We start from the raw sequence: 26,967 nt of genomic DNA, 5'->3' as shown, positions 1-26,967 counted from the left end.
AAGCGGCAACCATGGCAGCCGCACCGGGATCGGACAGGGGCGTTCTATCAGCCCGGCGTTAATATTAGGTGGATTGTCGCGGGCGCCAGACCTGGCCGACGCTTGCCCTCAACGGACGTTGGCTGCTCGGTGAGACGGCGCCGAACCGGCGGCGGCAGCTGCGGGGTGGCCGGTCGGCGGGTCAGGATTGGCCTTGGGCAGCGCGGCGATCTGCGTAGGGGTAAGGCTCGTGACGATCGTCCAGTCATCGCCCTCGCGTAGGGGCGCGAGACCATCGAGGGGGAGATAGACATGCTGCTCGGGCACGCTGCCTTCGACCGCGATCACCAGCCCTTCGACAGCGCCGCCGGGACCGCGCTTCAGGGCGATCACATCGCCCAGTTCCGTGCCGTCTGTATCGACCAGTTCGGCATCGAGCAGTTCGCGTTCGGTCAGATTCAGCGCGGCCTTGCCCTTGGCGGCCTGAGAGCCGGGATGGGCGATCAGCTGGACGGCAGGCTCATCGGGATGCTGATTGGCCGCGTCATCGCGACCGCTGCAGGCCGCAAGTAAAAGGGCCAAGGCGAGCGCGGCCGCAGGGTCGATTTTCACCTATAGTCTCCACTGTTGCGGCGCATTCGCATGATGGCCGACCAACGTGGGAGATAAATGGGCGTTCCCTCAAACGGGACGAACGGTTTCGGGTCAGGCCGTTGCGCGCGCGGTCACCGGCATTCCGGCGAGGCGCATGAAATTGGCCAGCATCGCGTGGCCGTGCTCGGTCGCGATGCTCTCCGGGTGGAACTGTACGCTGTGGATGGGCAGGCTCGCGTGGCGGAATGCCATCACCGATCCATCTTCACTGGTGGCATTGACCAGCAGGCAATCGGGAATGTCCTCGACGATCAGCGAGTGATAGCGGGTGGCGGTGAAGGGCGAGGGCAGACCCTCGAACAGCCCGGTGCCATCGTGCGTGACCGGTGATGTCTTGCCGTGCATCAGGCCGCCGCGCACCACCTTGCCGCCGAAATGCTGGCCGATCGTCTGATGGCCCAGGCACACGCCGAGCAGCGGCTTGCCGGCATCGGCGCAGGCCGCGACGAGATCGAGGCTGATCCCGGCTTCATTGGGCGTGCAGGGCCCGGGCGAAAGCAGAAAGGCTTCCGCGCCTGAGGACAGCGCCTGTCCGGCGGACATGGCATCGTTGCGCACCACCTCGACCTGGGCGCCCAACTCCATCAGATAATGGACGAGATTCCAGGTGAAGCTGTCATAATTGTCGATGACGAGGATCATGGCCGGCTTCTACGGGCCGCCGCTGCGCCGCGCAAGCGGGACAAGGCGGCCCCGGCCGGTTATAAGCGCGGGCATGACCCAGCAAGACCCGCGCATCCATGTGCTCACCACCGGCGGCACCATCGACAAGCTCTATTTCGATGCGCTGAGCGAATATCAGATCGGCGAGTCGATCCTCTCGCGCCTGCTGGAGATCGCGCGGGTGAAGCTGCCGGTCGAGATCGAGGAGGTGGCCCGCAAGGATAGTCTGGAGCTGACCGCCGATGATCGCGCGCTGATCGCGGCGCGGGTTGCGGCCTCGCCCGCCGAGCGCATCGTCATCACCCACGGCACGGATACGATGACGGACACGGCCGCCGCGCTGGCGGGCATATCGGGCAAGACCATCGTGTCGGTGGGCGCGCTGACCCCGGCGCGCTTTTCCGAGAGCGACGCCACCTTCAATCTCGGCATGGCCTTCGCGACGGCGCAGATCGCCCCGCCGGGCGTCTATATCACCATGAATGGCACGGTGTTCCGTGCGGATCAGGTGGTGAAGGATCGTGCCAAGGGGGCGTTTGTCGCGCGGTCAGAGGGCTGATCGGGGTATTTGAGAACCTTCGTGTCCCTGCGAAGGCAGGGACCCAGGGCGCAACGGACGACCCTACCCGCCCTGGGCTCCTGCCTTCGCAGGAGCACGACACTGCTGAGAACAGGCTATTACTGCCCGAAGCGGCCGTCCTGCGCGACCTTCACGGCCTCCCGCGCGGCCGCGAACAGCGCGCCGGCCTTGTGCTCGCATTCGCGCTGTTCATAGGCCGGCTCGGAGTCCGCGACGATGCCCGCGCCGGCCTGCGCGTGCAGCACGCCGTCCTTCACCAGCGCGGTGCGCAGCACGATGCAGCTATCCATGTTTCCATCCGGCGAGAAATAGCCGACGCCGCCGGCATAAGGCCCGCGCGTTTCCGGCTCCAGCTCGGCGATGATCTCGCAGGCCCGCACCTTGGGCGCGCCGGATACTGTGCCGGCCGGGAAGCCGGCGAACAGCGCATCGAGCGGATCGTGCTTCGGGTCGAGCTTGCCGACGACATTGGAGACGATGTGCATCACATGGCTGTAGAATTCGATGGTGTAGCTGTCCGTCACCTTCACCGAGCCGGCGCTGGCGACGCGGCCGACATCGTTGCGCCCCAAGTCGAGCAGCATCAGATGCTCGGCGCGCTCCTTGGGATCGGCGAGCAGCGAATCGCGATTCTCAGCATCCTCGCTGGCCGTCTTGCCACGCGGGCGGGTGCCCGCAATCGGCCGGATCGTCACTTCCCCATCGCGCACACGGACCAGAATCTCCGGGCTGGAGCCGGTGAGCGCGAAGCCGGGCAGATCGAGATGATAGAGGAAGGGCGAGGGATTAATCCGCCGAAGCGCCCGGTAGAGGTCGATGGGCGGAAGCGGGAAGGGCGTGGTGAAGCGCTGCGCCAGCACGACCTGAAAGATGTCGCCCGCGACGATATAGTCCTTGGCCTTGCTCACCATCTCCGCATAGGCGCCGGGCTTCATCACCGGCGTTGGCGTGATCGCGTCCAGATCGATGGCGGGGGCCTGACTGGTCTGCGCGGCGAGCGGCCGGGCGAGCTGGGCCGCGACATCCTCGATGCGGCCGGCCGCGGAGCCGATCAGCGCGTCGATGGCGGCCTCGCCAGTGCCGAGCCGGTCGGCCCAGGTCGGCGCGACGATGTAAAGCGCGTCTGCCAGCCGATCGAATACCAGCACCACCGTCGGCCGCACAAACAGCATGTCGGGCGTGCCGAGGCCATTGTCGGCGGGACGCGGCAGCTTCTCGACCAGGCCGAAGGTCTCATATGCGAAATAGCCGACAAGGCAGGCGAGCGCAGCCGGCAGCGCCGGGTCGACGTCTGCCCGGCATTCCGCCACCAGATCGCGCAGCGCGGCGAGCGGATCGCTCTCCAGCGGCGTGAAGGCGGTCCGGTCGGTCCGCCAGTCGCGGTTGATCTCGGCGCTGCGCCCAGTGGCGCGAAACACGAGGTCCGGCGCGATGCCGATCAGGCTGTAGCGCCCGCGTACAGCGCCACCCTCCACCGATTCGAGAATGAAGTCGCCCCGTTCCGGCTCGATCAGCTTGAGCGCGGCGGAGACCGGCGTTTCGGTATCGGCGATCAGCCGTGCCCACACGAGCGCGGAGCGCCCGGCGGAGAGGGCCGCGCGTGCGGCGTCGATGCTGTCCTGCGCGATGGTCAACGGGTCCGCCTTATTCCGCGCTGCCGCCATAGGCGCGGCGCAGCTCCTGCTCCACAGCCGCCATGGCCGCCTCGCTGCGCTTGACGCCCAGCTCCTGCTGAATCGCCGTGACGAACTGCTGCGCATATTCCCCGCCCAGCACATTGCTGAGGCCGGCCGCGGTGGATTGCATCAGCTGCGGCACCTGCGTGGGATCATTCTGCGTGATCTTGTCCAGCCGCACGACGATGAAGCCCTGATTATTCTCCAGCGGCACCATCTGCGTTCCGCCCTGGCGGATGCTGAACAGCGCCTTCAGCGGCGGCGGGATCTGGCCGCCCTGCTGGTTGATGTCGGCGCGGCGCGCGGAAAGCGGCTGGCGCGGCGCGTCGGCGATGCCGAGCTTGGCGAGCAGCGGACCCGGTTCGGCGCCCTTGCCCAGCTGCGCCGCGAGCTGCGTGGCAATTTCGCGCGCCTTGCCAACGCCCTGCGCCAGCTTCCAGGCCGCTTCCACGGCCGGCTTCACCTGCGCGAAGGGCGGCGGGCCGGCGGGCACCACTTCGGCCACGGTCAGGAGCGCGGCTTCTTCGTCGGGCTTTACCGGCACGATCTGCGCATCGTCATCCTGCCGCGCCGCAAAGCCGCCTTCGAGCAGCGCCTGCAGCGTCGCGTCGGGCTTGAACGCCGGGTCGCGCAGCGACTGGCCGTCGCGCACGATCAGCGGCGTCTCGACGATGGTGAGGTTGTGCTCCTTGGCGATGTCGGTCAGCGTCGCGCCGGCGCCCAGGCGGCCATCCATATCGTTCAGGAATTCGCTGAAGAGCTGGCGCTCCTTGATCTGGCGCACTTCGGCGGACAGTTCCTCGCGCGCTTCGGCCAGCGTCTTGCCGGGCACGTCACGCTGGGCTTCCACGCGCAGCACTGCCCAGCCCGCGGGCGAGCGGACCGGACCGACGATGGCCCCCTGCGCGGCGGCGAAGCCGGCCTTGGCGATCTCCGCATTCATCTGCGTGGCAAGCTGCTTCTCGTCCACGCCATCGACGCGTGAGGCGGCGAGGCCGAGGCTCTTGGCGACATCCTGCAGCGACTGGCCGGCCTTCGCCTTGGCGGCGGCGTCCTTGGCGAGCGCTTCCGTCGCGAGGATCAGCTGGCTGAAATCGCGCGTCTTGCGGCCGGCGAACTGGCTCTGGCGGCTCTTGTAGAGATCGGCGATTTCCGCGTCGGTCGGCGTCGCCTGGGGCTCGAACCGGGCGAGATTGACGAGCGCGTAGCGCAGCTGGCGCTGCTCGGGAATCGCGAACTGGCTGCCATGCTGCTTGTAATAATCCTGCAGTTGCGCCTCGGTCGGCGCGGTCTGCGGCGCGAACCTGGCGGCGGAAATCGCGAACATCTCGCCGGCGCGTTCCTCGATCAGCATCGCGGCATAAGGCGGCACCATGCTGGCCGGCGCCTTGGTGCCCACGCCCACCGGCTGGAGCAGCTGCTGCTGGATGATCTGCGCGGCAATATCGTCCCGCAGATCCTGCTCGGAGACGCGCTGCTGGGCGAGCATCTGGCGGAATACCGTCTCGCTGAAATTGCCGGTCGCGTCCGTGAAGGCGGAATTGCGGGCGATCTCCGCATCGATGAGCGCCTTGCTCACCCGCATCCCGTGCTTCTCGCCATAGGCAATCAGCGCGCGCGAGGAGATCAGCTCGTCGGCCACGCGCTTGAGGCCGCCCTGTGCCAGGAACTGGTCGATGGTCAGCGCGGGATTTTCCTGCCGCTGCCGCTCGAACACCATCTGCGTGCGGCTCTGCAACTCGGCGACGGTCAACGGGCGGTCGCCGATCTTGGCGACTTCCGTCTTGGAACTCCCGCCGAAACTGACGTTGTTGCCAGTGAGATCGCCGGCGATGAAGGCAAAGGCGATGATCGCGAGAAATCCGATTGCGAACAGGCCGCCAAATTTCGAACCGAGAAGACGACGGAAAATCTGCATGGGGTCTTTGTCCAGAAAGGCGGCGAAAGGCTGGGGGCTGCTTTAGGGCGGGCGTCCGACGGCATCAAGCCTTTGCGCGCTCGGCTGTCCATGGGGCTTCCGCAGCCATGCGGTGCCGGCTGGACAAAGCCGTCCTGCCCGTTCATCCGGGCCGCCAGATCATTGATCACCTGTGCAGGAGAGTGAAGCTATGACCGTCCGCCGCAAATTCGTCGCCGGCAACTGGAAGATGAACGGCCTCAAGGGGCAGCTTGGCGAGGTATCCGCCATTGCCGAGCTTGCCGCCGCCCGCAACGATATCGATGTGGCGCTCTATCTCCCGGCCACCCTCATCGCGGCCGCCGCGCCGCTTGGCGGCGCCGTGCTCATCGGCGCGCAGGATTGCCATCAGGCGGAGGCCGGGGCCTATACCGGCAATCTCTCGGCCGCCATGCTGGCCGAAGCCGGCGCGCGCGGCACGCTGGTCGGGCATAGCGAGCGGCGGCAATATCAGCAGGAGAGCAATGCCGATGTCGCCGCCAAGGCGCTCGCCGCGCACAAGGGCGGTCTCTCGGTGGTGCTGTGCGTGGGTGAGACGCTCGATACGCGCGAGCAGGGCGACGATGTGGCGCACGCCTTCGTGGCCGATCAGCTTGTCGCCTCGCTGCCCGAGGGCGCCGATCCGCAATGGCTGACCATCGCCTATGAACCGGTCTGGGCGATCGGCACCGGCAAGGTCGCCACCCCGCCGCAGATCGCCGCCATGCACGCCGCCCTGCGGGCCGCGCTCGTCAAGGCGCTGGGTGCGGATGCCGGCAATGCCATGCGCATCCTCTATGGCGGCTCGGTGAGCGGCGAGAACGCCGCGGATATCCTCCACACCGACAATGTCGACGGCGCGCTGGTCGGCGGGGCGAGCCTCACCGCCGCCAAATTCGGGCCGATCATCGCTGCAGCCTGATCGGCATCGCTAAACCGGTGGCGAGCCGGTAGATAAGCGCCCATGTCCACGCTCGCCGCCACTGCCATCGTCTGCGCCGTTCGGGCGCATGGCGAGCATGGCGCGATCGTGCGGGCGCTCACGGCGGATGCGGGGCTGGTCGCGGGCTATGTGCAGGGCGGCCGCTCGAGCCGGATGCGCCCGGTGCTGCTGCCCGGCAATATCGTGCGGGGCACCTTCCGCGCTCGCACGGCCGATCAGCTCGCCAGCCTCTCGGCCGAGCTGGAGCATAGCCGGGGGCCGCTGCTCGCCGAGCCGCTGCCCGCCGCCGCCATAGACTGGGCTTGCGCCTTCACGGCGATTACGCTGCCGGAAGGCCATCCCTATCCGGCGCTCTTCGCCGCGCTGGGCGCGGTGCTCGACGCGGTGGAAGCCGCGCCCGCCGCGCGTGGCTGGGCCGTGGCGCTGGTGCGCTACGAACTGTTGCTGCTCGCCGAGCTGGGCTTCGGACTCGATCTGGCGGAATGCGCCGTCACCGGCGCGCGCGAGGGGTTGGCCTATGTCAGCCCGCGCACCGGGCGCGCGGTGACGGCAGCGGCGGCCGGTACACACCGCGACCGGTTGCTGCCCTTGCCCGGCTTCCTCACCGAGGGCGGCGAAGCCGGCTGGCCGGATATTCTCGCCGGATTTGACCTGACCGGCCATTTCCTCGCCCAGTCGCTGTTCGATCCACGCCGGTCTGACGTGCTGGCCGCGCGCGAGCGGCTGATCGAACGGCTCAAAAGAGCGGTTGCGTGACCCGGCCTGCTTGAGGCAATGGCTCAGCCCACATCCTCAGGGCCGGCGCGCCTGTCTCGCAGCCACCGCCCGTCTTCAGATTGAGAAAGGGAAACCCATGCTCGTTGCGATCCTGCCCGGAGACGGCATCGGCCCGGAAGTCACCGCGCAGGCCAAGCGTGTGCTCGATGCGCTGGCGATCCCCGGCCTGACCTATGAGGAAGCGCCGGTCGGCGGCGCGGCCTACAAGGCGCAGGGTCACCCGCTGCCGCCGGCCACGCTCGATCTGGCGAAGCGCGCCGATGCGATCCTGTTCGGCGCGGTGGGCGATCCCGATTGCGATTCGCTTGAGCGCGCCTTGCGGCCAGAGCAGGCCATTCTCGGCCTGCGCAAGGAGCTGACCCTGTTCTCCAACCTGCGCCCGGCAAAGATGTTCGCCGAGCTGGCGGACGCCTCCACGCTGCGCAAGGAAGTCGCCGAGAAGATCGACCTGCTGATCGTCCGCGAGCTGAATGGCGACGTCTATTTCGGCGAGAAGGGCATTCGCAAGACCGCCGAGGGGCTGCGCGAGGGCTATGACATCATGTCCTACAACGAGGGCGAGGTGCGCCGCATCGCCCACAGCGCCTTGCGTGCCGCGCAGGCGCGCCGAGGCAAGCTCTGCTCGGTGGACAAGGCCAATGTGCTGGAGACCAGCCAGCTCTGGCGCGACGTGGTGATCGAGGTTGCCGCCGACTATCCCGATGTCGAGCTCTCCCACATGTATGTCGACAATGCCGCCATGCAGCTTGTGCGCAATCCGGGGCAGTTCGATGTGATCGTGACCGGCAATCTGTTCGGTGACATTCTCTCCGATCAGGCGAGCATGTGCGTCGGCTCCATCGGCATGCTGGCCTCGGCCTCGCTCGATGCCAACGGCAAGGGGCTGTACGAGCCGATCCACGGCTCGGCGCCGGACATTGCCGGGCAGGGCAAGGCCAACCCGCTGGCGACGATCCTCTCCGCCGCGATGATGCTGCGCTTCTCGCTCGATCAGGCACAGGCGGCCGATCGCATCGAGGCTGCCGTGGCCAAGGCGCTGGCCGGTGGTGCCCGCACTGCCGACCTCGGCGGCACGATGAGCACGTCTGCCATGGGCGATGCCGTGCTCGCGGCGCTCTGACGCCATTGGATTGACCGACCCATGACAGGGTCTAGAAGGCAACGTCATGAAGAGACAAACCGGACAGGATCGTTCCCGCACCAGCCGCTGGCGGCCCGCGACACAGGCCGTGCGCGGCGGCACCTGGCGCTCCGAGCAGGGGGAGACGAGCGAGGCGCTCTTCCTCACCTCGGGCTATACCTATGACAGCGCGGAGGAAGTCGCTGCCCGCTTCGCCGGGGAAGCGACGGGGATGCAATATTCCCGCTTCCAGAACCCGACGGTGCAGATGCTGGAAGAGCGCATTGCGCTGATGGAAGGCGCCGAGGCGTGCAAGGTGCAGGCGAGCGGCATGGCGGCGATGACCAGTGCGCTGCTGTGCATGCTGAGCGCGGGCGATCATGTCGTCGCCGGGCGCGCGGCCTTCGGCTCGTGCCGTTGGATCCTCTCCAATGTGCTCAACCGCTTCGGCATCACCCACAGCGTCGTCGACGCGCGGGACAATGATGCGTGGGAAAAGGCGATCCAGCCCAACACCAAGGTGTTCTTCTTCGAGACGCCGGCCAATCCCACGATGGACATCGTCGATCTGGAGCATGTCTGCGGCCTCGCCCGTGCCCATGGCATCACCACGGTGGTGGACAATGCCTTCGCGACGCCGGTGCTGCAGCGCCCGCTCGATTTCGGCGCGGATGTCGTGGCCTACAGCGCCACCAAGCTGATGGACGGGCAGGGCCGCGTGCTCGCCGGCGCCATTTGCGGTACGGATGCGTGGATCAACGGCGTCCTTTCGCCTTTCCAGCGCAATACCGGGCCGATCTGCTCGCCCTTCAACGCCTGGGTGGTGCTGAAGGGACTGGAGACGCTAGACTTGCGTGCCCATCGCCAGTCCGAGAACGCGCTCAAGGTCGCGCGCTTCATGGAGCAGCGTGGCGTCGACGTGCTCTATCCCGGCCTGCCGAGCCATCCGCAGCACAATCTCGCGATGAAGCAGATGAGCGCCGCCGGGCCGATCTTCTCGTTCAACCTTGCCGATCGCGGGCAGGCCATGGCCCTGCTCAATGCGATGGAGCTGTGCGACATCTCCAACAATATCGGCGATTCCCGCACCCTGCTGTGCCATCCCGCCTCCACCACCCATAATAACATGGGGCCGGAGGGCCGCGCCGAGGCCGGCGTGGGCGAGGGCATGGTGCGCATCAATGTGGGGCTGGAAGACCCGGAGGACATTGTCGCCGATCTGGATCAGGCATTGACCGCCGTCGGCCTTTGACTAGGGTCGGTCTCGGGGCCAGGCAGGACACAGGACGGGTCGTAGCATGAATGCCTTGATGAACGCCCTTTTCGCCTATGCCGAGACCACGCACGACGTCACAGTGCGCGTGTCCGTCAACTTTCTCTCCGAGCAGTCGGAGCCGGACATGGGCAAGTGGTTCTGGGCCTATCACATCCGCATCGAGAATGGCCGCAAGGCGCCGGTGCAGTTGCTCACCCGCCACTGGACCATCGCGGATGGTCGCGGCGCGCTCTACAAGCGCGAGGGCAAGGGCGTCGTCGGCGAGGAGCCGGTGATCCATCCCGGCGCGGCCTATGATTATGTCTCCGGCTGTCCGCTCTCCACGCCGACCGGCTGGATGGAAGGCAGCTACCAGATGCTCGATGCCGGCGGCAGCCTGCTGGATGTGCGTATTCCCCGCTTCGCGCTTCAGGCGCCGGCGGTCTCGGGATGAAGCGCACCCACCTGCCGCTGAACGGCCTGCGCGTATTCGACGCGGCGGCGCGGCATCTCTCCTTCACCCGCGCGGCGGATGAGCTGGCGGTGACACCCGCCGCCGTCGGCCAGCAAATCCGCGCGCTGGAAGATATGCTCGGCGTCGTGCTGTTCCGTCGCACGCCCCGCGGGCTGGAACTGACGCCGGAAGCCGAAGCTGGCCTGCCCGCACTGCGCAGCGCCTTCCTGGAACTCGAGGAATCAGTCCGCGCCATGCAGGCCGGGCAGAGCAGCCAGCATCTCACCATCGCCGCCCCGCGCGATCTCACCGCCAAATGGCTGAGCGCGCGCCTCGCCGCCTATGCGGTGCAGGAGCCGGGCGTGCAGTTCATGCTCGTTGCGGCGGACGACGCGCTCGATTTCACCGAGGCCAATCTCGATCTCGCCTTGCGCCTGACCGACGGCACCGGCGAGCATGAAGGCGTGCCCCTCGGGGACTCGCGCTTCGTCACGGTCGGCGCACCCGATGGCGGCGGACTGGAGTCGCCTATCGCCTGGCCCGGCTGCCCGGTGGAGGATGGCAAGGCCGTCGTCCGCGTCGCCGATGCGGGTTTGGCCATAGATGCTGCCGCTAATGGCCTCGGCCGCGCCTGCGTCCCGGCGCTGCTGGCGGAAGCCGACATTGCCGCCGGCCGCGTGGTGGCGCTCGGTGAATCACGCGATGGTCCCGGCTACTGGCTGATCGCTCCCCTCCCGCAATGGCGGCAGAAGAAGGTGAAGGCGTTGGTCGCTGCACTCAGCGAGGGCTGAGGCGGGGCACTTCGGCGCGCGCGTCGCTTACGCTCACCGTTCGCCCTGAGCGAAGTCGAAGGGTGAAGCCGAGCGCAGTTAGGTTCGCTTCGCCTCCGCTCAGCATGGCCCTTCGACTTCGCTCAGGGCGAACGGATGAGGAAGTTGATGGCTCGTTCGATCAGTCGTGCCGCAAGCCGCAAACATCGAACTCCACGCCCCTTCGCTCTTGGCCTTAAAACCCCAGACCCCGCCCTCCAACCCCATTCGTGTCGAGCGAAGTCGAGACACGCTGGCACCGCGCTTGGTGTCTCGACTTCGCTCGACACGAACGGAATGTGGCAGCTCCCTCCTCAGCCTCCCTCCGCCCGTTGCGGCGGGAAGAACGGCTCCGGCTCGGGCGTCACCATATTGCCGCGCATCAGCGAGCGGCCCGCGGTAATCCCGCCGACCAACTGCAGTTCCACCCGCTGCGCATCGCGCTCGCGCACGTCCTCGATTGCCTCGCGCGCGTCGTCCTCATCCACGCCGAGGTCGGTCAACACCGCTTCGCTGAAGGCCAGCGCGGATTCGAAGGTCTCGCGAATCTGATAATCGACGCCCGCCTTGATCAGGCGCAGCGAATGGCCGCGGTCAAAGGCGCGCACATAGAGCTTGGCGAGCGGGAATTCGTGCCGGCAAAGCTCGACGATCTTGTCGGCCACATCCGGCTTGTCGACGCAGACGAGGATCGCCTCGGCCCGCCCGGCGCCGGAGGCATGGAGCACGTCCAGCCGCGTGCCATCGCCATAATAGACCTTGAAGCCGAAATTTCCCGCCGCCTGGATCATCTCAACGTCATTCTCGATCAGCGACAGTTCGAAGCGCCGCGCGAGCAGCGCCTGGCTCGCGACCTGCGCGAACCGCCCGAAGCCGATGCACAGGATGCGTGCCGTCAAATCCTTGGCCTTGTCCACCCCATCCAGCGAGACCGGAGCGTTGCGACGCATCCGGCTCTGCACGATGAGCACCAGCGGCGTCAGCGCCATGGAGAGGATGACGATGGCGCTCATGATCGCGGCAATGCGGGCATCGAAGAGGCCGACCGCCACAGCTGCGCCATAGAGCACGAAGGCGAACTCGCCGCCCTGCGCGAACAGCGCTGCACGGTGCGTCGCGGCGCTGTGTGGAGAGCCGAGCAGCCGCGCGACGGCATAGATGCCCACGGCCTTGACGATCATGAAGGCAATGACGCCGCCGAGCACGAGCTGCCACTCGCGCAGCACGGTCGAGAGATCGAGCGACATGCCCACGCTCATGAAGAACAGCCCCAGCAGGATGCCGCGAAACGGCTCGACATCCGCCTCCAGCTCGTGCCGATAGCTGGATTCGGAGAGCAGCACGCCGGCGAGGAAGGCGCCCATCGCCATGGAGAGCCCGGCGGCATCCAGCAACACGGCCGATCCCAGCACGATGAGCAGCGCCGCGGCGGTCAGCACTTCGCGTGCGCCGGCCCGCGCGATCAGGCCGAACAGCGGATCGAGCAGCCAGCGCCCAGCCGCGATCAATGCGGCCAGCGCCGCCAGTGCCAGGCCGACGCTCTGCCAGACCGGCGGCGCGTCTTCCACGCCCGCCGCGCCATGGAACGCCGCCCAGAAGGCGACCAGCGCCAGCAGCGGTACGATAGCGAGGTCTTCCAGCAGCAGGATGGAGATCGCCTTCTGGCCTTCCTCGGTGCCCGCGTCCCCGGCTTCGTTCAGCATCTGCATGATGACGGCGGTGGAAGAGAGGACAAAGCCCATCGCGCCGGCAGCCGCCACGGCCGCAGGCAGGCCGGCCGCCATGCCGAGCAGGGTCAGCAGCGCACCGCACAGCAGAACCTGCGCCGCGCCAAGGCCGAAGATCTGTTTGCGCAGGTTCCACAGCTTGCGCGGCCGCATCTCGAGGCCGATGATGAAGAGGAACATCACCACGCCCAGCTCGGCGATGTGCAGCAGTGCCTGCGGATCATTGATCAGCCCCAAGCCGAAGGGGCCGATGGCGAGGCCGGCGGCGAGGTAGCCCAGCACCGATCCGAGGCCCAGCCGCCGGAACAGCGGCACCGCGATCACGCCGGCCCCCATCAGGATGATGGCCTGACCCAGCCCGAAACCCATCGATGCGTCCGCCATGCTGTCCGTCCCAACTCCCGGCAGCCGTCAGGCCGGCGCGGTCAGCGCGGACAATCGGGCGGCTCCATGCGCGATGAGGCAGATCTCAGCAGCCCGTCCGCCCGATCATCGACCGGGCGACCTTGGATGGTCGGTGCAGCAGAGTCAAACCTCTCACCGGGCACCCTCTCTCAAGCCCCTCCCCTTCAGGGGAGGGGTTGGGGTGGGGAGCAAGCTCGCAATCGTGCGCGCCGTCGGGGCAGCGGCGCGCCGCTCCCCGACCGCCCGACTTCAGACCGCCTTCAATCCCAGCAACTCCCGCGACTCCGCCGCACTCATCGGCTCGATGCCCATCTCGTTCATGATGCGCACCTGCCGCTCGATCAGCTGGAGGTTGGTCGCCTTCACACCGCGCGAATAATAATGATTGTCCTCCAGCCCCACGCGGACATGACCGCCGAGCAGCAGCGCCTGCGTGGTGGCCGGGAGCTGGGCCGGGCCGATGCCGGAGATGCACCAGATCGACTGCGGCGGCAGGCACTTCACCATGAAGTCGAGAATGTCGGTGCTGTAGGGCATTGCGCCCTGAAAGCCCTTTTCGCCGCCCAGCACGATGTTGATGTAGTAGGGCGGCTTATCATAGCCCTTCTGGATCAGCCGCGTCACGTCCTGCAGGATGTGGTCGGGCGAGAAGACTTCCCATTCCGGCTTGATGCCCTTGTCCACCATCGCCTTGACCAGCGTTTCGCAGCGCGAGGGCGGGGTGATGACCAGCACGTCCTTGCCGCTGATCGTATCGACCACGGTCACGCCGTCGAAGGTGCACATCTCCGCGCCGCCTTCGGTGCCCTTGAGGCGCTCCTCGAAGCTGTTTTCGAACATGCCGTCGGGCCGCTCGATGAGCATGTCACCGCTGTTGCCGCCGCCCGTGGAGTTGTTGAGGATGATGTCGCACTTGGCGCGGATGCGCTCGTTGATATCGCGGTAGATGGCCGGGTTGCAGGTCGCCTCGTCGTCCGGGCGCCGCGCATGGATGGCGGCGATCGAGGCGCCGGCCTTGTAGCAGGCGTAGACGTCGTCGGCGATTTCCTGCGGCTGGGTGGGCAGCGCCGGGTTGGCGCTCTTGAAGGTGGTGCCCCCGGTGGGCGCAATGGTCACCATGCGGCGATCGCTCATATTTCCGGCGCTCATATTTCCGGCTCCTCTCGAAAAGTCTCGTGCTGCCGCTGCTGCCCGCTTGTCCTCCGCCGGTCAAGCCATGCGCGATGGTTGACGTTGATAAAGTCCGAAAAGCCGCTCAGCGGAGCAGGCGATTGATCAGCGCGACTAGCTCGGCTTCCCGATTGGTGCCCGTCTTCTCGAACAGGCGCTTGATCTGGATGTTGACCGTGCCAAGGCTCGTGCCGCGCTGCAGGGCGATCATTTCGCGGGAGGTGCCCTCGGCCAGCAGCATGGCGATCTCGGTCTCGGCCCGCGTCAGGCCCATCATGCGCTGCAATGCCTGGCGCTCCATCGCGCCAATGTTGCCAGCCGCGCGTACAGTGACGAGCACCCGCGGCTCGAAACCGAGCGCGGCGGGTTTGGCCGGCAGGCGGAAGATCTCGCACAGGCGGCGCTGGGCGATAGGGCGCTGCTGGCCCAGCCACACCCCGCAACTCGGCAGCGCCAGGTCGCCTGCCTGCAGCATCGCGCCGATCTGCATCCGCAGTTCGCGCGCTTCGGCGCTGTTGGGGGCGGTCAACCGCTCATCGCGCAGCATGATCAGGTCTTCGGCGCGGAGCAGCGCCTCGCCGGCGCGGGTGGTGGCGCACACCCGGCCCAGCCCGTCGCACACGAAAGCGGCGGTGTTCATCGTGTCCAGCGATCCGGCGAGCAGCTTTGCGCCTTCGCCTTCCAGCGTGCGCTGCATCCGGACGGCGGACTGCATCAGCGGCGCGGCCTGCGTGAAAACGGCGCGATCAGCCTCGGTGGTACGCCCATCCTGATAGGTGCGCAGAACGGCCAGTCCAACCATCACCTGCCCGTCATTGACGAGCACGACCTGGCAGCCATGTGGCATGTTGGCGTCATGCGTGAAGTCGTCATAGATGTCGGTGTTCTGCGCGGCCTTGATGGCATCATAATGATATTCGTGGCGCACATCGAGCGGACCGCTGGCAGCGGCGACCCGCCAGTTCCCATGGGAATAATTGGCAACCTCGCTGTCAAACTGGCGGCAGAGACGCTCGTTTACCGGATCGGTGAGGAGGTTGAAGGCCAGCGTGGTCGGCGACCCGATCCCGAGCAACTGGCCGGACAAGGACCGCGTCTCTCTGGCGAGCGCACGCAAGGCGCCCTCCCAGCCGCCCTCGGTGAGAGGCGCACTCAGGATAGCTTCGGTCAGACTGGGCAGCGCTCTTCCCAAAAGCGATCAATCCTCCCACCCCCGCTACCGAGCCTCCCGGCGTTCCGTAGCGACCTAAGCTCCATGAAAAAGCAGGGTCGTGGCGTCAACCACTGGTTTCGACGCGAGGAGCGGATTGATCCAATCCGGGATTGCGCGAGGGATGGGTCAGTCCACCCAGTCGAGGCCGATGTCACGATAGACATGGCGGTCCTCGTCCCAGCCTTCCTTCACCTTCACATGCAGGTAGAGGTGGACGGGCACGCCCAGCAGGCTCGACAGTTCGGCCCGGGCCTTGCTGCCGATCTCCTTCAACCGCTGCCCGCCCTTGCCGAGAATGATCCCGCGCTGCGTGGCCCGCGCGACGAGGATCTGCTGGTGGATCTCCACCGACCCGTCGGCACGTTCCTTATATTGCTCGGTCTCGACCGCGCTTTGATAGGGCAGTTCGTCGTGGAGCTGGTGATAGAGCTGCTCGCGGGTAATTTCAGAGGCGAGCAGGCGGTCCGTCGCATCCGAAACCTGATCCTCGGGGAAATGCCACGGCCCTTCCGGCACCGCGGCGGCCATGGCGGCCTTGAGGTCGACCAGCCCGTCCGCGGTGGTGGCGCTCACGAAGAAGGTCTCGGCGAAATCCACCCGCTCATGCAGACGCTGGGTCAGCGTGAGCAGCTTGTCCTTGGCGGCGATGTCCACCTTGTTGACGATCAGCCATTTTGTTTCGCGCCGCTGGGCGAGGCCATCGAGGATCGGCTCCATCTTGGGCCCAAGGCCGGCGCGGCCGTCGACGATGAGCGCGATCAGGTCGGCATCCTGTGCGCCGCCCCAAGCGGCCTGCACCATGGCGCGGTCGAGCCGCCTGTCCGGCTGGAAGATGCCCGGCGTGTCGACGAGGATGATCTGCGCGGCCCCCTCGATGGCGATGCCCATTACCCGCGTGCGGGTGGTCTGCGCCTTGGGGCTGGTGATCGCGATCTTCTGGCCGACCAGGGCATTGGTCAGCGTGGACTTGCCCGCATTCGGAGCCCCCACGACCGCGACGACGCCGCAGCGTTGATGGTCAGGCGATGGCGTTGAGGTCACTGGTCACTCCGTCGGGCGCATGGCGCGCGCTGGCTGAAAAGGGGGTGCGGATCATGCCTTGAGCTTGGCGAGCAGGGCAATGGCGGCGGCCGTCTCGGCCTCCTGCTTGGAATGGCCCTCGCCCTGCGCCTCACCCGCATTGCGGATGGACACCGAGATGGTGAAGCGCAGGGCATGTTGTGGCCCGCTGCGTTCCAGCAGCTCATAATGTGGCGGCTGGCGGTTATGGGCCGCCGCCCATTCCTGCAGCGCGGATTTGGGGTGTTTGGGCGCGCTGGCCTGTCCCTCGACCATCGGCTCCCACATGCGGTGGATGAACGCCCGCGCGGCATCCATGCCGATGTCCAGATACATGGCGCCGATCAGCGCTTCCACGACATCGCCGAGCACATTGTCGCTCTCGACCGCGCCATCGTCGCGCGCCTGCTTGCCGAGGCGCAGATGCGTGCGCACGCCGATCTCGCGAGCAACCTGCGCGCAGCTGGTACCCGTGACCAGCTGATTGAACCGGCGGGAGAGCTGGCCTTCCTTCTCGGCGGGAAAGCGGACGTAAAGCCAATCGGCCATCACCAGCCCCAGCACCCGGTCGCCCAGAAACTCCAGCCGCTCATAATGGGTCGCGCTGGCGCTGCCATGGGTCAGCGCCTGCTCATAGAGCGGCCGCTGCCCCGGCGCCTGACCGATAAGGCCGGCGAGCCAGGCGTCGAGATCGGCCGTGCTCAAAAGCCTTCGCCAATGCGTTCAGGCCGGGCGGCGGTGAACCATGTCCAGGGCAGGAGCAGATTGGCCGAGCCGTCGGTGGAGAAGAAGCTGATCAGCGCCCGCCCGATCAGATGGTCGATCGGCAAGGGGCCGACGCCCCGGGCGTCGACGGGAATGCGGCTGTCGGCACTGCGGTCGCGATTGTCGCCCATGACGAAGACGTGGCCCTCCGGTACAACAGAGACGGCGCTATTGTCCGCCGGACCGTCGATAAGGTCCAGCACTTCGTAGCTTTTTCCGTTCGGCAGCGTCTCGCGATAGCGCGGGTAGCGGCAAAACGCCTCGCCCTTGGCATCCGTGAACTCGAATTCCTCGATGAAACAGGGCGAGGGGCTGCGCTCGGTATTGGCTGCCTGCAGCATGTTGGCGGTCACCGGGATCACCAGATCATCGATTCGCCGCTTGGGAATGGCCTTGCCGTTCAGATAGACGACGCCGTCCTGCATCTGGATGGTATCGCCCGGCAGGCCGATGACGCGCTTGATCCAGTCTTCCTTGGGATTGCCTGGCGAAGCGAACACCACCACGTCTCCGCGCTCGGGCACCTTGCCCATCACCCGCCCCTCGAACAAAGCGGGCTGGAAGGGGAAGCTGTAGCGCGAATAGCCGTAGGACCATTTGGAGACGAGCAGATAGTCGCCGATCAGCAGGCGCGGCTGCATGGATTCGGAGGGAATATTGAACGGCGCGATCAGCAGCGAGCGGATCGCCACCACGATCACCACAAGCTTGACGAGGAACCACAGGAAATCCCGTGTCTCGGATTTGTGGGACATCGAAAGGCAGCTTTCCAGACAGGTTCGTCGCGATGACGGGAAAATAGTGTCTTTGCGGGGCGGGGATGGCGGCGTCAAGCATTGCGGCGCGCTTCGCACGTGCAATAGGCCTGCGCATTGGATATGCCGCCCCTTAATGAAGCAACGCCAGACCGGAGCGCTTACGCACCATGACCGACCCTGATCGCATCACCGCTTGCTGGACCGACATCAAGGCGGCGCCGATTCCCGATCTGCGCAGCCTGTTCCGCGACGAGGCGGATCGGCTGGCGGGCCATGTGGTCGAGGAGGCCGGCCTGCGCTTCGATTTCTCCAAGACGCACCTTACCGAGACGACGCTCTCGGCCTTCGAGGCGCTGGCACAGGCAGTTGATTTTAACGGCAAGCGCGCGGCGATGTTCGCCGGCGAGGTCATCAATGTGACCGAAGGTCGCGCTGTCGAGCACACCGCCGAGCGGGGCGAGGGCAACCCGGACAGCGTGGCCGCAGCACGCGAGCATAAGGTGCGGATGCGCACGCTGATCGACGCCATCGAGGCCGGCGCGCTCGGCGAGATCCGCCACATCCTGCACGTCGGCATCGGCGGATCGGCGCTGGGGCCTGATCTGCTGGTCGATGCGCTTGCTCGCCATGCCGACCGCTATGACGTCGCCATCGTCTCCAATGTCGATGGCGTGGCGCTGGAGGATGCGATGGCCCGGTTCGATCCGGCCTTCACGCTGCTCGTCATCGCCTCCAAGACCTTCACGACCACCGAGACGATGCTCAATGCCGCCAGTGCGATCGCGTGGATGACGCAGGCCGGGGTGGACGATCCCTATGGCCAGGTCATCGCGCTCACCGCCGCGCCGGACAAGGCCATCGAATGGGGCGTGGACGAGACGCGCATCTTGGGCTTTTCCGAAAGCGTGGGTGGGCGCTATTCGCTCTGGTCCTCCATCGGCTTCCCGGCCGCGCTGGCGCTGGGCTGGGATGCCTATGAGGCGCTGCTAGAGGGCGCTGCGGCGATGGACCGGCATTTCCGTCACGCCAGCGCCCGCGACAATGCCCCGCTGCGCGCTGCCTTTGTCGACCTGTTCTATGCCCGCGTCATGGCCTGCCAGACCCGCGCGGTCTTCGCTTATGATCAACGGCTGCGGCTGCTGCCTTCCTATCTTCAGCAGCTGGAGATGGAGAGCAACGGCAAGTCGGTGAAGGCGGATGGCAGCCCGGTCGATGGACCGACGTCTGCGATCACCTGGGGCGGTGTCGGCACGGATGCGCAGCACGCGGTCTTCCAGCTTCTCCATCAGGGCACGCATGTCGTGCCGGTGGAGTTCGTCGCGGTGACCGAACCGGGCGACACGCTCGACTCTGCCCATCACCAGACCCTGCTGGTCAATTGCTTCGCGCAGGGCGCCGCGCTGATGCAGGGTCGCGAGAATGCCGCCGACCCGGCGCGGGCCTATCCGGGCAACCGCCCCTCGACGACGATCCTCATCGATGAGCTGAGCCCGCACACGCTGGGCGCGCTGATTGCCTTCTACGAGCACCGCACTTTTGCCAATGGCGTGCTGATGGAGATCAACAGCTTCGACCAGTTCGGCGTGGAACTCGGCAAGGAGATCGCCAAGTCCATCGAACAGAATGGCGCGCAGGGCTTCGATCCCTCCACCATGGCGCTGATCGAGCGCGCACTCGGCTAAGCGCGCCTCAAATCCTCCCCATATATGGGGAGGTGGCAGCGCGCAGCGCTGACGGAGGGGGCGGGCGAGACCCCCCACCGCCTTCGGCGGTCCCCCTCCCCGCAAGCGGGGAGGATCTTGTTAAGCCGCTGCAGTGCCGGCAGTCTCAGGCGCCGGGCGTTCCGGCCGCTTGAGCAGCATGTTGATCACGAGGATCGAGAGGAAGAGGATGAAGGGGCAGATCGCCGCCAGTGCATAGGTGCGCACGGCGGGGATGCCGCTCGCAAGGATCGCGCCGCCGATCAGTGGGCCGACGATGCCACCGATCTTGCCGACCGCCGAGGCCCAGCCGCCGGCGCTCGCCCGGATCGCGCTCGGATAATAAAGCGCGAGCTGGCTGATGATCGCCGCATGGCAGCCACCGACCAGCATGCTCTGCACCACGATGGTCGGCAGCAGCATCGCGCGCGGAATCCACTCCATGCCGATGCCGACGGCCATGGGCACGATGAGGAGAGTGCAGGCAGCAGCGAATTTGAGGCCGTAGCGGGCGGAGAAGCGCATGATGACCACGCCGGCAACCGCGCCGAGCAGCGCGCCGATGGCCGAGACGTTGGCGGCGGTTTCCCGCGCCACGTCCATCCGCTCCAGCACCAGCGGGCCGAAGGCGGACTTGAAGAAGATGCCGAGGGCGCTGGCGCCATAGCCGATCCAGATGATCGGCGTGAGCAGGCGCAGATTGCCGACGAACAGGTCGCTGAAGCGGAAGTTGCGCTTGTGCTTGCCTTCGTCGGCCAGAATGAACTGGTCGTCCGCCTGCACGTCGATGCTCTTGTCCAGCCGCTTGATCGTCGCGACGATCAGCTCGGGCTTGATGCCCTTGCTGGCCAGGAAACGCGGGGATTCGGGCAGGAAGATCGCGATGGCAAGCGCGCAGACGACCGAGCCGATACCGCCGGCGAAATACACGCCTTCCCAGCCATGGATGGGTGCGATCATGTTGGTGAGCGGGGCAGCGGCCGCGCTCCCGAGGCTGAAGCCCATCATGATGAAGGCGATCACTGTGGCACGCAGCTTGGGTGGCACGAATTCGACATTGAGCGCCCAGGCGAGCGGCAGAGCGCCGCCAATGGCCAGACCATCGAGGAAGCGCAGGGTGAGCAGCGCCGGATAATTGGTCGCGAAACCGGTGAGGAAGGTCAGGATGCCAAAGGCGAAGGTGCACATGATGATTGTCGGGCGGCGGCCGATGCGGTCGCCGACATAAGTGAAGATCAACCCGCCGACGACCATGCCCACCGTGCCGGCCGAGAAGGCATTGCCGATCTCGATGTCGGTCAGTTGCAGTTCGTCCTGCATATAGGGGGCGGTGAACGACATCATCATCATGTCCAGCCCGTCGAACAGCGTGACGAGCCAGGAGAGCATGATCAGCAGATAGTTGAAGGGCGTGAGCTTGCGTCCGTCGAGCAACGTCGCAAGATCAACCGTTTTTGCCGCTCTGGCCATACCGCAGGCATCTCCCTCTTCGCGCAGATTATCCATATCTCGCCGTCCTTTGCCGGGACCGCGATCATTTCGCTACCTGTTTAGCTACATCTGAACTAATAATTAGCAAGCTCTCTATACACGAGCGAAAATTTGTTGCCTTGACTATGAAGCAAGGCGAATCAGTGAGGAGAGAATGTCAATGGCTGAAGAGCAGACGCCGAAGGTCCGTCAGGTTCGCCAGTCGGAGGATCGTTTTCTGGCCTCTGACGTGTTCGAGACGGGTGGTCGGGTGCTGCCGCGGGCCAATGGCACGGGGACTTGGGTCGAGCCCGCGCGCGAGATCCCGGTGTATCATAGCTGCGACGTGCTGGTGGTCGGCGGCGGGCCTTCGGGCACGGCGGCGGCCTGGGCAGCGGCGCAGGCCGGGGCCGATGTGGTGCTGATGGAGCGCTATAATCATCTGGGCGGCCTTTCCACGGGCGGCCTCGTCATCTGGATCGACCGGATGACCGACTGGACCGGCCGCCAGGTCATTCAGGGCTTTGCCAATGATGTGCTCGGGCGCCTGCCCGCTGCGGGCCTCGCCGGGCCGCCGCGCGCCGACTGGGGCTCGCGCGATCCCAAGAAGGCGAGCTATTGGGGCCAGCGCACTGCGGCCTTCCACGGCACGGTCTGCTGGTCGCCCACGCTCGATCCCGAGCGGTTGAAGCTGATCAGTCAGGAGATGCTGCTGGCAGCCGGCGTGCGGCTGGTGTTCCACAGCTGGGCGGCGGTGCCGATGGTCGCCGACGGCAAGGTCGAGGGCGTGGTGTTCGAATCCAAGGCCGGGCGTCAGGCGCTGCGGGCCAAGGTGGTGGTCGATACCACCGGCGATGGCGACATCTTCGCGCGCGCCGGCGCCGAGTTCGACACCGATATCGAGGAAGGCGACGTCCACCACAGCGCCAACACCGGCTTCATGCTGGGCGGTGTGGACATGGACCGCTGGCTGGCGTTCCGCGCCAATGAGCCCGAGCAATATGCCGAGTTCGCCAAGCTCGGCCGTGAGCGGCTCGGCTTCTTCCAGCCGCCTTATGTCTCCTGGCGCAACGACATCGCGCTGTTCCTCGGCCCACGCCAGTCCGGCCTGTCGGCGCTGGATGTCGACGACCAGACCGAGCTGGAGATCCGCTCGCACCGGTTCATGCAGACGCATTGCGAATTCTTCCTCGCCCATGCGCCGGGGTTCGAGCAATGCTATATGCTGCAGAGCGGCTCGCAGCTTGGCGTGCGGCACACAAGGCGTCTGGCCGGCATGGGCAAGATCCTGCGCAGCCAGTGGGCCGATGGCATTGCGCTGCCTGACGAGGTCGGGGTCAGCCCCTCGGTCAGCCTCAAATATCCGGTGATCTCGGTGCCCTATGGTGCGTTGGTGCCGCGCAAGCTCGATGGCCTGCTCGCAGGTGGCAAGCACATCAGCTGCGATGCCAACTCGCATGGCTTCATGCGCGAGATCCCGCAATGCTGGCTGACCGGACAGGCCGCTGGCGCCGCAGCCGCGCTCAGTGTGAACGCCGGCGTCCAGCCCCGCGCGCTCGATGTGACCAGCCTGCAGGCAGAGTTGCGCAGGCAGGGCGTGTTCCTGCATGACCAGGCAGGCAAGATGCCGGAAGCCGAACAGGCCGCCGTGGCGGAATGATCCTGCGAATTGAGAGTATTGATGACTGACAGCGCGACCCTATCCCGCCCCGACCCGAGCGAACTGACCCGTCTCGGCAAGCCTTCCGGCGCATGGACCGGCACGCTCGGCGGGGGTGCCGAAGGCCTGACCCGGCGGCTGGCACCGGCGCAGCTCGACGCGCTGGACGCTGCCGTCCGCGCCACGCAGGGCCGCGCGCCAACATCCGTCACGCGGGAGGATTTCTGCGCGCCTGAGATCGCGAGCCTGATGGCAGCGGTGAATTACGACCTGATGGCCGGGCGCGGCGCCGTGTTGCTGAGCGGGATCGACATCGCGCGCTACGATCTGGAGGCGTTCCAGCGCCTGCACTTCGGTCTTGGGACGCATCTGGGCCGCGCGGTCGAACAGAGCGCGCGGCATGATCGCATCGGGCTGGTGCGCAAGGAGCCCAATCCCGAACGGCGCGGCTATCTTAACGATACCGAGCTCGGGCCGCACACAGACTATCACGAGATTCTCAGCCTGGCTTCCGTCGTCACCTCGCCGGAAGGCGGGGTGAGCGGGCTGGTCAGTGCTGCCGCCGTCTATGCGGCGATCCAGGCGGAGCGGCCGGACGTTCTGGCGGTGCTGGAGGAGGGCTATTATTACCCGACCAGCCTGGAGAGCGTCACCGATTACAAGGTGCCCAGCTTCTCCGTGATCGACGGGCATATCGGCATCTACAATTATGTGCTCTTCATCGTGCAGGCCGCGCAGATCAGGGGCGAGCCGGTGCCGGAGCGCTTCGTGGAGGCCTTGCGCGTCTTGATGCGCATGGCGGCGCGGCCGGAGTTGAAGGTATCCTTCACCCTGCAGCCGGGCGAGATGATCTTCTGGCACAATTTCCGGGTAATGCACTCGCGCACCGGCTTTACCAACACGCCCGGTCGCGAGCGGTTGCTCCTGCGGCTCTGGCTGGAGGCGCATGAGCGCTACCCGCTCGCGCAGGGCTATCGCGAGATCGGTCGCCTGCTGGAGCAGCAGCATGCGCAGGGCTGGTCGATGCTCGTCAATAGCGATGAAAGCCTGCGGGCCGCCGGAACCTTGATCCGCGGATAACGCGCCAACTCCGCGCGTAGGGAACCACTGCGCCGTCTTGGCATTTCCCGTCTTTTCCGGCTCCCGGCGAACATTCTCGGCGCCCGTGTGTTTTGCTGGTACAAAGGGGCAGGGAAGGGCCAATGATCAACCGGCAGGTGCTGCTCGCAGACAAGGTGTATGTCGAACTGGTGCGCAGCCTGTTCGTCAATGTGACGCCGTCTGCCATCATGGCGGTCGCCTTTACCCTCAGCGTCGCCCTCATTGTGAACGAGACGCGGGACCGGCTCACACTGACGCTCGGCGTGGCCGGAGTGCTGGCGATGGGGGTGCGGATCATCGTCACGCTACGCTTGCGCGGGCAGGCCCTGGCCAGCGACCTTCACCCGGTTCGAGCCAGACAGCTCGAGCTCATGTTCCTCATACCCCAGCTCAGCTTTGCCCTCGCGCTTGGCCTGTTCAGCGGGCTCGTCATCCTGCAGAAGTCGGACGGGCAGCCATTGATGGTGTGTCTGGTCGTCGGCTTCTGTGCCGGCCTCGCCGCCGGGTCGGGCCTGCGCCCCCCCGTTGCCGTGCCGGGCATGCTGGCGGCCAGCCTCCCCACCGCTCTGGCCGCCTTTATCCGTGCCGATGCCATGTCGATCGCCACCGGCGCCTCCATTCTCGCCTTCCTCTATGCCGGCGTGCAAAGTCTGGCGACGCGGCATGAGTCTGCCGTGACAGGCATCAGCAAGCGGCTGACCTCCGGGTCATTGGCCCGGCGCGATCCTTTGACCAACCTCGCCAATCGGCTCGCCTTGCGCGAGCGGTTCGATGAGGCCGTGGTCCTCAAGCGGGGAAAGGGGATCGTGGCCGTTCATTATCTCGATCTCGACGGGTTCAAGCCGGTGAACGACACCCACGGCCATGCCGCCGGCGATACGCTGCTGCAGATGGTCGCTAAGCGGCTGAGCAGTGCCATCCGCAGCGAGGATATCGTGGCGCGGTTGGGCGGCGATGAGTTCGTCATCGTGCAGTTCGGCCTCGATAAGGCGGAGGATGCCACGCTGCTGTCTGATCGCGTGGTCCGCGCCATCGCGCAGCCCTTCGTCATCGAGGGCAACCGCATCCGCATCTCCACCTGCATCGGCACCGCGACCGCGCGCGCCGAGGAGAGCCACATGGAAGTGCTGATGCGCGAGGCGGACGAGGCGCTCTATGCCGCCAAGCGACGGCGCGCTCAGGCACAGGCGGCGCGGGCTTAACTTTCCCGGCCTTTGCTGACGCGAAATGGAAGAAGTGGCGACCCCGGCAGGATTCGAACCTGCGACCATTCGCTTAGAAGGCGAATGCTCTATCCGGCTGAGCTACGGGGCCACGGAACGATCCGCTAACCGCATCGCCGGGCGTCTGGCAATGGCAAAGCGATGCCGCGCGCGGTTTTGGGCGGGAGCAGGAGGCTGCAAGATCGATTGCAGGGCGCGATATCGCGCGGCATAGTCCCGCGCCATGGCTGCTCCCTCCGACGCCGCGTCCGCCGCGACTCCGCCCTCGATCGCTCCCCATTCGATCGCTCATGTCGATGCCAGCGCGCTCGCGGGCCACCGGCTGCAATATTATGATTTCGTGATGGCGGCCTTCGTCGCGGTGCTGTTGCTCTCCAACGTCATCGGCGCCGCCAAGCTGGCGAGCCTGTGGGGCTTCACCTTCGGTGCCGGCATCCTGTTCTTTCCTTTGGGCTATGTGCTGGGCGACGTGCTGACCGAAGTCTATGGTTATGCCCGCGCCCGCCGCTGCATCTGGGCCGGCTTCGCCGCGATGCTGTTCATGGCCCTGATGAGCTGGGTGGTCGTCTCGCTGCCCCCGGCGGACGGCTGGGACGGGCAGGCAGCCTATGAGTCGGTCTTCGGCCAGGTGCCGCGGATTGTCTTCGCCTCGATCTTCGCCTTTTGGGCCGGTGAGCTGACCAACAGCTTCGTGCTCGCCAAGATGAAGCTGCTGACCAAAGGCAAGCATCTGTGGACCCGCACTATCGGCTCGACCATCGTCGGGCAGGGCGTTGACAGCCTGCTCTTCTATCCGCTGGCCTTTTATGGCCTGTGGTCCACCGATCAGGTGCTGACCGTGATGGTCACCAATTGGGCGCTGAAAGTAGGCTGGGAAGCGGTGCTGACGCCGGTCACCTACCTCGCCGTCAATTTCTTCAAGCGGCGCGAAGGGCTGGACGTCTATGATGAGCAGACTGACTTCACGCCGTTCAAGGCGCAGGTCTGACCAGCCCCGTTAGCCCTCGGCCGGTGAGGGCGCATCCCGGTTAAGCGCCTCGGCATCCGGGAAGCCCGCCGCTGCAAACGGGGCCGGTGGCAAGGCTTCGGCCTCGACGGGCGGCTTGCCTGGGCGGTGCAGCTTGAGGCTGACCGCGTGCAGCAGCATCCGGCCATCCCATGGCGCGCCGGGTGTAGCAGAGGGGTAATAACGGTCGCCCAATATGCCGAGGCCAAGGCCGTGCAGGGCATGGGCGCGCAGCTGGTGCGTGCGCCCGGTTTCGGGGCGGAACTGCACGAGGGCGCGGCCATCGCGCGCCTCCAGCAGGCGCCAGCGCGTGACGGCCGGCTTGCCCTTCGGGTCCGGCTGCATCCGCCAGCCATCCTCGCGCGTGCTGGTCTTGCCCAGCGGCAGGTCGATCACGCCTTCGCGCTCCGCTGGCACGCCGTCCAGCACCGCAAGATAGACCTTCTCCACCTCGCGCGCTTCGAAGGCCTGGGTGAAGCGCTTGGCAGCCTTGGGATTACGAGCGAGCAGCAGGCAGCCGCTGGTGTCCCGGTCCAGCCGATGCACCGCCACCGGCCAGCGCTGGAAGCCGAAGGTCAGGCTGTCGAGATGATTTTCCAGGCTCAGCGCGCCGTCGCGCGGGCGGTCGACGGGCAGGCCCGCCGGCTTGTCCAGCACGATGGCCTCGCCATCCATGAAGATCACCCGGTCGGTAAGGGGGGACAGATCGCCCGCGGGCGACCCTCTGCGGCTGTTCCGGGGATCATGGGTAAAGGACATGCAGCCTCCCTAGGCGCTATCGCCCGCAGGGGGAAGACGCAGGGAGGGATGGCCTCCATTTACTTGCCATTGGCGGAGGGAGCCGCATTGATTCTCACTCCATTA

The 26,967-nt window shown here is 66.4% G+C and carries 24 protein-coding genes and 1 tRNA gene; 12 read left to right on the top strand and 13 right to left on the bottom strand.

All coding sequences use genetic code 11. The features are described from left to right. Positions 1 to 108 precede the first annotated feature (108 nt). Together M2341_RS14620 and M2341_RS14615 are read right to left on the bottom strand one after the other, a co-directional pair. The gene (locus M2341_RS14620) at positions 109 to 591 is read right to left on the bottom strand and encodes a PRC-barrel domain-containing protein (protein WP_264585729.1); all 483 of its coding nucleotides are present in this window, start codon (positions 589 to 591) and stop codon (positions 109 to 111) included. A 93-nt stretch (positions 592 to 684) separates the two neighbouring features. Beyond that, complete coding sequence (locus M2341_RS14615) at positions 685 to 1,275, bottom strand: anthranilate synthase component II (RefSeq protein WP_264585728.1); 591 nt, start codon at positions 1,273 to 1,275, stop codon at positions 685 to 687. A gap of 73 nt (positions 1,276 to 1,348) precedes the next feature. Between M2341_RS14615 and M2341_RS14610 the strand changes: the two genes are divergently transcribed. Then, the gene (locus tag M2341_RS14610; RefSeq protein ID WP_264585727.1) at positions 1,349 to 1,855 is read left to right on the top strand and encodes an asparaginase; all 507 of its coding nucleotides are present in this window, start codon (positions 1,349 to 1,351) and stop codon (positions 1,853 to 1,855) included. Between the two features lie 119 nt (positions 1,856 to 1,974). Here M2341_RS14610 and M2341_RS14605 read toward each other — a convergent pair whose 3' ends face one another. Continuing rightward, a complete protein-coding gene (locus tag M2341_RS14605) occupies positions 1,975 to 3,540 on the bottom strand; it encodes an anthranilate synthase component I family protein (protein ID WP_264585726.1) in 1,566 nt (521 codons plus the stop codon). Continuing rightward, positions 3,521 to 5,470: a peptidylprolyl isomerase gene (locus M2341_RS14600; RefSeq protein ID WP_264585725.1), complete on the bottom strand. Its 1,950-nt coding sequence runs from the start codon at positions 5,468 to 5,470 to the stop codon at positions 3,521 to 3,523. The genes M2341_RS14605 and M2341_RS14600 overlap by 20 nt, the downstream gene beginning before the upstream one ends. A gap of 190 nt (positions 5,471 to 5,660) precedes the next feature. Here M2341_RS14600 and tpiA point away from each other — a divergent pair, with 190 nt between their 5' ends. The 6 genes from tpiA (at position 5,661) to M2341_RS14570 (ending at position 10,828) form a co-directional block, all read left to right on the top strand. Beyond that, positions 5,661 to 6,410: a triose-phosphate isomerase gene (gene tpiA, locus M2341_RS14595; protein ID WP_264585724.1), complete on the top strand. Its 750-nt coding sequence runs from the start codon at positions 5,661 to 5,663 to the stop codon at positions 6,408 to 6,410. 42 nt (positions 6,411 to 6,452) lie between these two features. Continuing rightward, positions 6,453 to 7,187, top strand: a complete 735-nt coding sequence (gene recO / locus M2341_RS14590) for a DNA repair protein RecO (RefSeq protein ID WP_264585723.1) — start codon at positions 6,453 to 6,455, stop codon at positions 7,185 to 7,187. Positions 7,188 to 7,284: 97 nt separating this feature from the next. Continuing rightward, a complete protein-coding gene (leuB, locus tag M2341_RS14585; protein ID WP_264585722.1) occupies positions 7,285 to 8,328 on the top strand; it encodes a 3-isopropylmalate dehydrogenase in 1,044 nt (347 codons plus the stop codon). 46 nt (positions 8,329 to 8,374) lie between these two features. After that, positions 8,375 to 9,580 carry a trans-sulfuration enzyme family protein gene (locus M2341_RS14580; RefSeq protein ID WP_264585721.1) on the top strand — a complete coding sequence of 402 codons (1,206 nt, stop codon included), beginning with the start codon at positions 8,375 to 8,377 and terminating at the stop codon, positions 9,578 to 9,580. A gap of 58 nt (positions 9,581 to 9,638) precedes the next feature. Continuing rightward, entirely contained in the window at positions 9,639 to 10,037 is a 399-nt protein-coding gene (apaG, locus tag M2341_RS14575) for a Co2+/Mg2+ efflux protein ApaG (RefSeq protein WP_181560583.1), read from the top strand. Beyond that, a complete protein-coding gene (locus M2341_RS14570) occupies positions 10,034 to 10,828 on the top strand; it encodes a LysR family transcriptional regulator (protein WP_264585720.1) in 795 nt (264 codons plus the stop codon). The genes apaG and M2341_RS14570 overlap by 4 nt, the downstream gene beginning before the upstream one ends. A gap of 332 nt (positions 10,829 to 11,160) precedes the next feature. Here M2341_RS14570 and M2341_RS14565 read toward each other — a convergent pair whose 3' ends face one another. From M2341_RS14565 to lepB, 6 genes are all read right to left on the bottom strand, one after another. Further along, a complete protein-coding gene (locus tag M2341_RS14565) occupies positions 11,161 to 12,957 on the bottom strand; it encodes a monovalent cation:proton antiporter-2 (CPA2) family protein (RefSeq protein WP_264585719.1) in 1,797 nt (598 codons plus the stop codon). A 270-nt stretch (positions 12,958 to 13,227) separates the two neighbouring features. Beyond that, a complete protein-coding gene (locus tag M2341_RS14560; RefSeq protein ID WP_264579716.1) occupies positions 13,228 to 14,127 on the bottom strand; it encodes a 3-keto-5-aminohexanoate cleavage protein in 900 nt (299 codons plus the stop codon). A gap of 106 nt (positions 14,128 to 14,233) precedes the next feature. Then, positions 14,234 to 15,265, bottom strand: a complete 1,032-nt coding sequence (locus M2341_RS14555; RefSeq protein ID WP_264585718.1) for a helix-turn-helix transcriptional regulator — start codon at positions 15,263 to 15,265, stop codon at positions 14,234 to 14,236. Positions 15,266 to 15,487: 222 nt separating this feature from the next. Beyond that, the gene (era, locus tag M2341_RS14550; protein WP_264585717.1) at positions 15,488 to 16,402 is read right to left on the bottom strand and encodes a GTPase Era; all 915 of its coding nucleotides are present in this window, start codon (positions 16,400 to 16,402) and stop codon (positions 15,488 to 15,490) included. Positions 16,403 to 16,453: 51 nt separating this feature from the next. Continuing rightward, the gene (gene rnc / locus M2341_RS14545) at positions 16,454 to 17,125 is read right to left on the bottom strand and encodes a ribonuclease III (protein WP_264585716.1); all 672 of its coding nucleotides are present in this window, start codon (positions 17,123 to 17,125) and stop codon (positions 16,454 to 16,456) included. Further along, the gene (lepB, locus tag M2341_RS14540; protein ID WP_264585715.1) at positions 17,122 to 17,940 is read right to left on the bottom strand and encodes a signal peptidase I; all 819 of its coding nucleotides are present in this window, start codon (positions 17,938 to 17,940) and stop codon (positions 17,122 to 17,124) included. The genes rnc and lepB overlap by 4 nt, the downstream gene beginning before the upstream one ends. 170 nt (positions 17,941 to 18,110) lie before the next feature. Between lepB and pgi the strand changes: the two genes are divergently transcribed. Continuing rightward, positions 18,111 to 19,625, top strand: coding sequence for a glucose-6-phosphate isomerase (gene pgi, locus M2341_RS14535; protein WP_264585714.1), 1,515 nt, complete (start codon positions 18,111 to 18,113; stop codon positions 19,623 to 19,625). Between the two features lie 120 nt (positions 19,626 to 19,745). Here the strand turns inward: pgi and M2341_RS14530 are convergent, their stop codons facing one another. After that, positions 19,746 to 21,113: an MFS transporter gene (locus M2341_RS14530; RefSeq protein WP_264585713.1), complete on the bottom strand. Its 1,368-nt coding sequence runs from the start codon at positions 21,111 to 21,113 to the stop codon at positions 19,746 to 19,748. A 181-nt stretch (positions 21,114 to 21,294) separates the two neighbouring features. Between M2341_RS14530 and M2341_RS14525 the strand changes: the two genes are divergently transcribed. The 3 genes from M2341_RS14525 (at position 21,295) to M2341_RS16445 (ending at position 25,076) form a co-directional block, all read left to right on the top strand. Beyond that, a complete protein-coding gene (locus tag M2341_RS14525) occupies positions 21,295 to 22,773 on the top strand; it encodes an FAD-dependent oxidoreductase (RefSeq protein WP_264585712.1) in 1,479 nt (492 codons plus the stop codon). Positions 22,774 to 22,794: 21 nt separating this feature from the next. Beyond that, on the top strand, positions 22,795 to 23,853 hold the full coding sequence (locus M2341_RS14520; RefSeq protein WP_264585711.1) for a TauD/TfdA family dioxygenase: 1,059 nt from the start codon (positions 22,795 to 22,797) through the stop codon (positions 23,851 to 23,853). A 122-nt stretch (positions 23,854 to 23,975) separates the two neighbouring features. After that, positions 23,976 to 25,076: a GGDEF domain-containing protein gene (locus M2341_RS16445; protein WP_319801058.1), complete on the top strand. Its 1,101-nt coding sequence runs from the start codon at positions 23,976 to 23,978 to the stop codon at positions 25,074 to 25,076. 35 nt (positions 25,077 to 25,111) lie between these two features. Here M2341_RS16445 and M2341_RS14510 read toward each other — a convergent pair. Continuing rightward, positions 25,112 to 25,188 (bottom strand) — tRNA-Arg (locus M2341_RS14510). Between the two features lie 132 nt (positions 25,189 to 25,320). On the opposite strand from M2341_RS14510, the gene M2341_RS14505 reads away from it, so the two are divergent. Further along, positions 25,321 to 26,085, top strand: a complete 765-nt coding sequence (locus tag M2341_RS14505; protein WP_413714709.1) for a queuosine precursor transporter — start codon at positions 25,321 to 25,323, stop codon at positions 26,083 to 26,085. Between the two features lie 9 nt (positions 26,086 to 26,094). Here M2341_RS14505 and M2341_RS14500 read toward each other — a convergent pair whose 3' ends face one another. Next, on the bottom strand, positions 26,095 to 26,778 hold the full coding sequence (locus M2341_RS14500) for an RluA family pseudouridine synthase (RefSeq protein ID WP_264586055.1): 684 nt from the start codon (positions 26,776 to 26,778) through the stop codon (positions 26,095 to 26,097). Positions 26,779 to 26,967 lie beyond the last annotated feature (189 nt).

The sequence above is a fragment of the Sphingobium sp. B7D2B genome, from assembly GCF_025961895.1.
Lineage (GTDB): Bacteria > Pseudomonadota > Alphaproteobacteria > Sphingomonadales > Sphingomonadaceae > Sphingobium.
The sequence above is the reverse complement of the archived record's forward strand: the minus strand, read 5'-3'. Positions and strand labels throughout refer to the sequence as shown.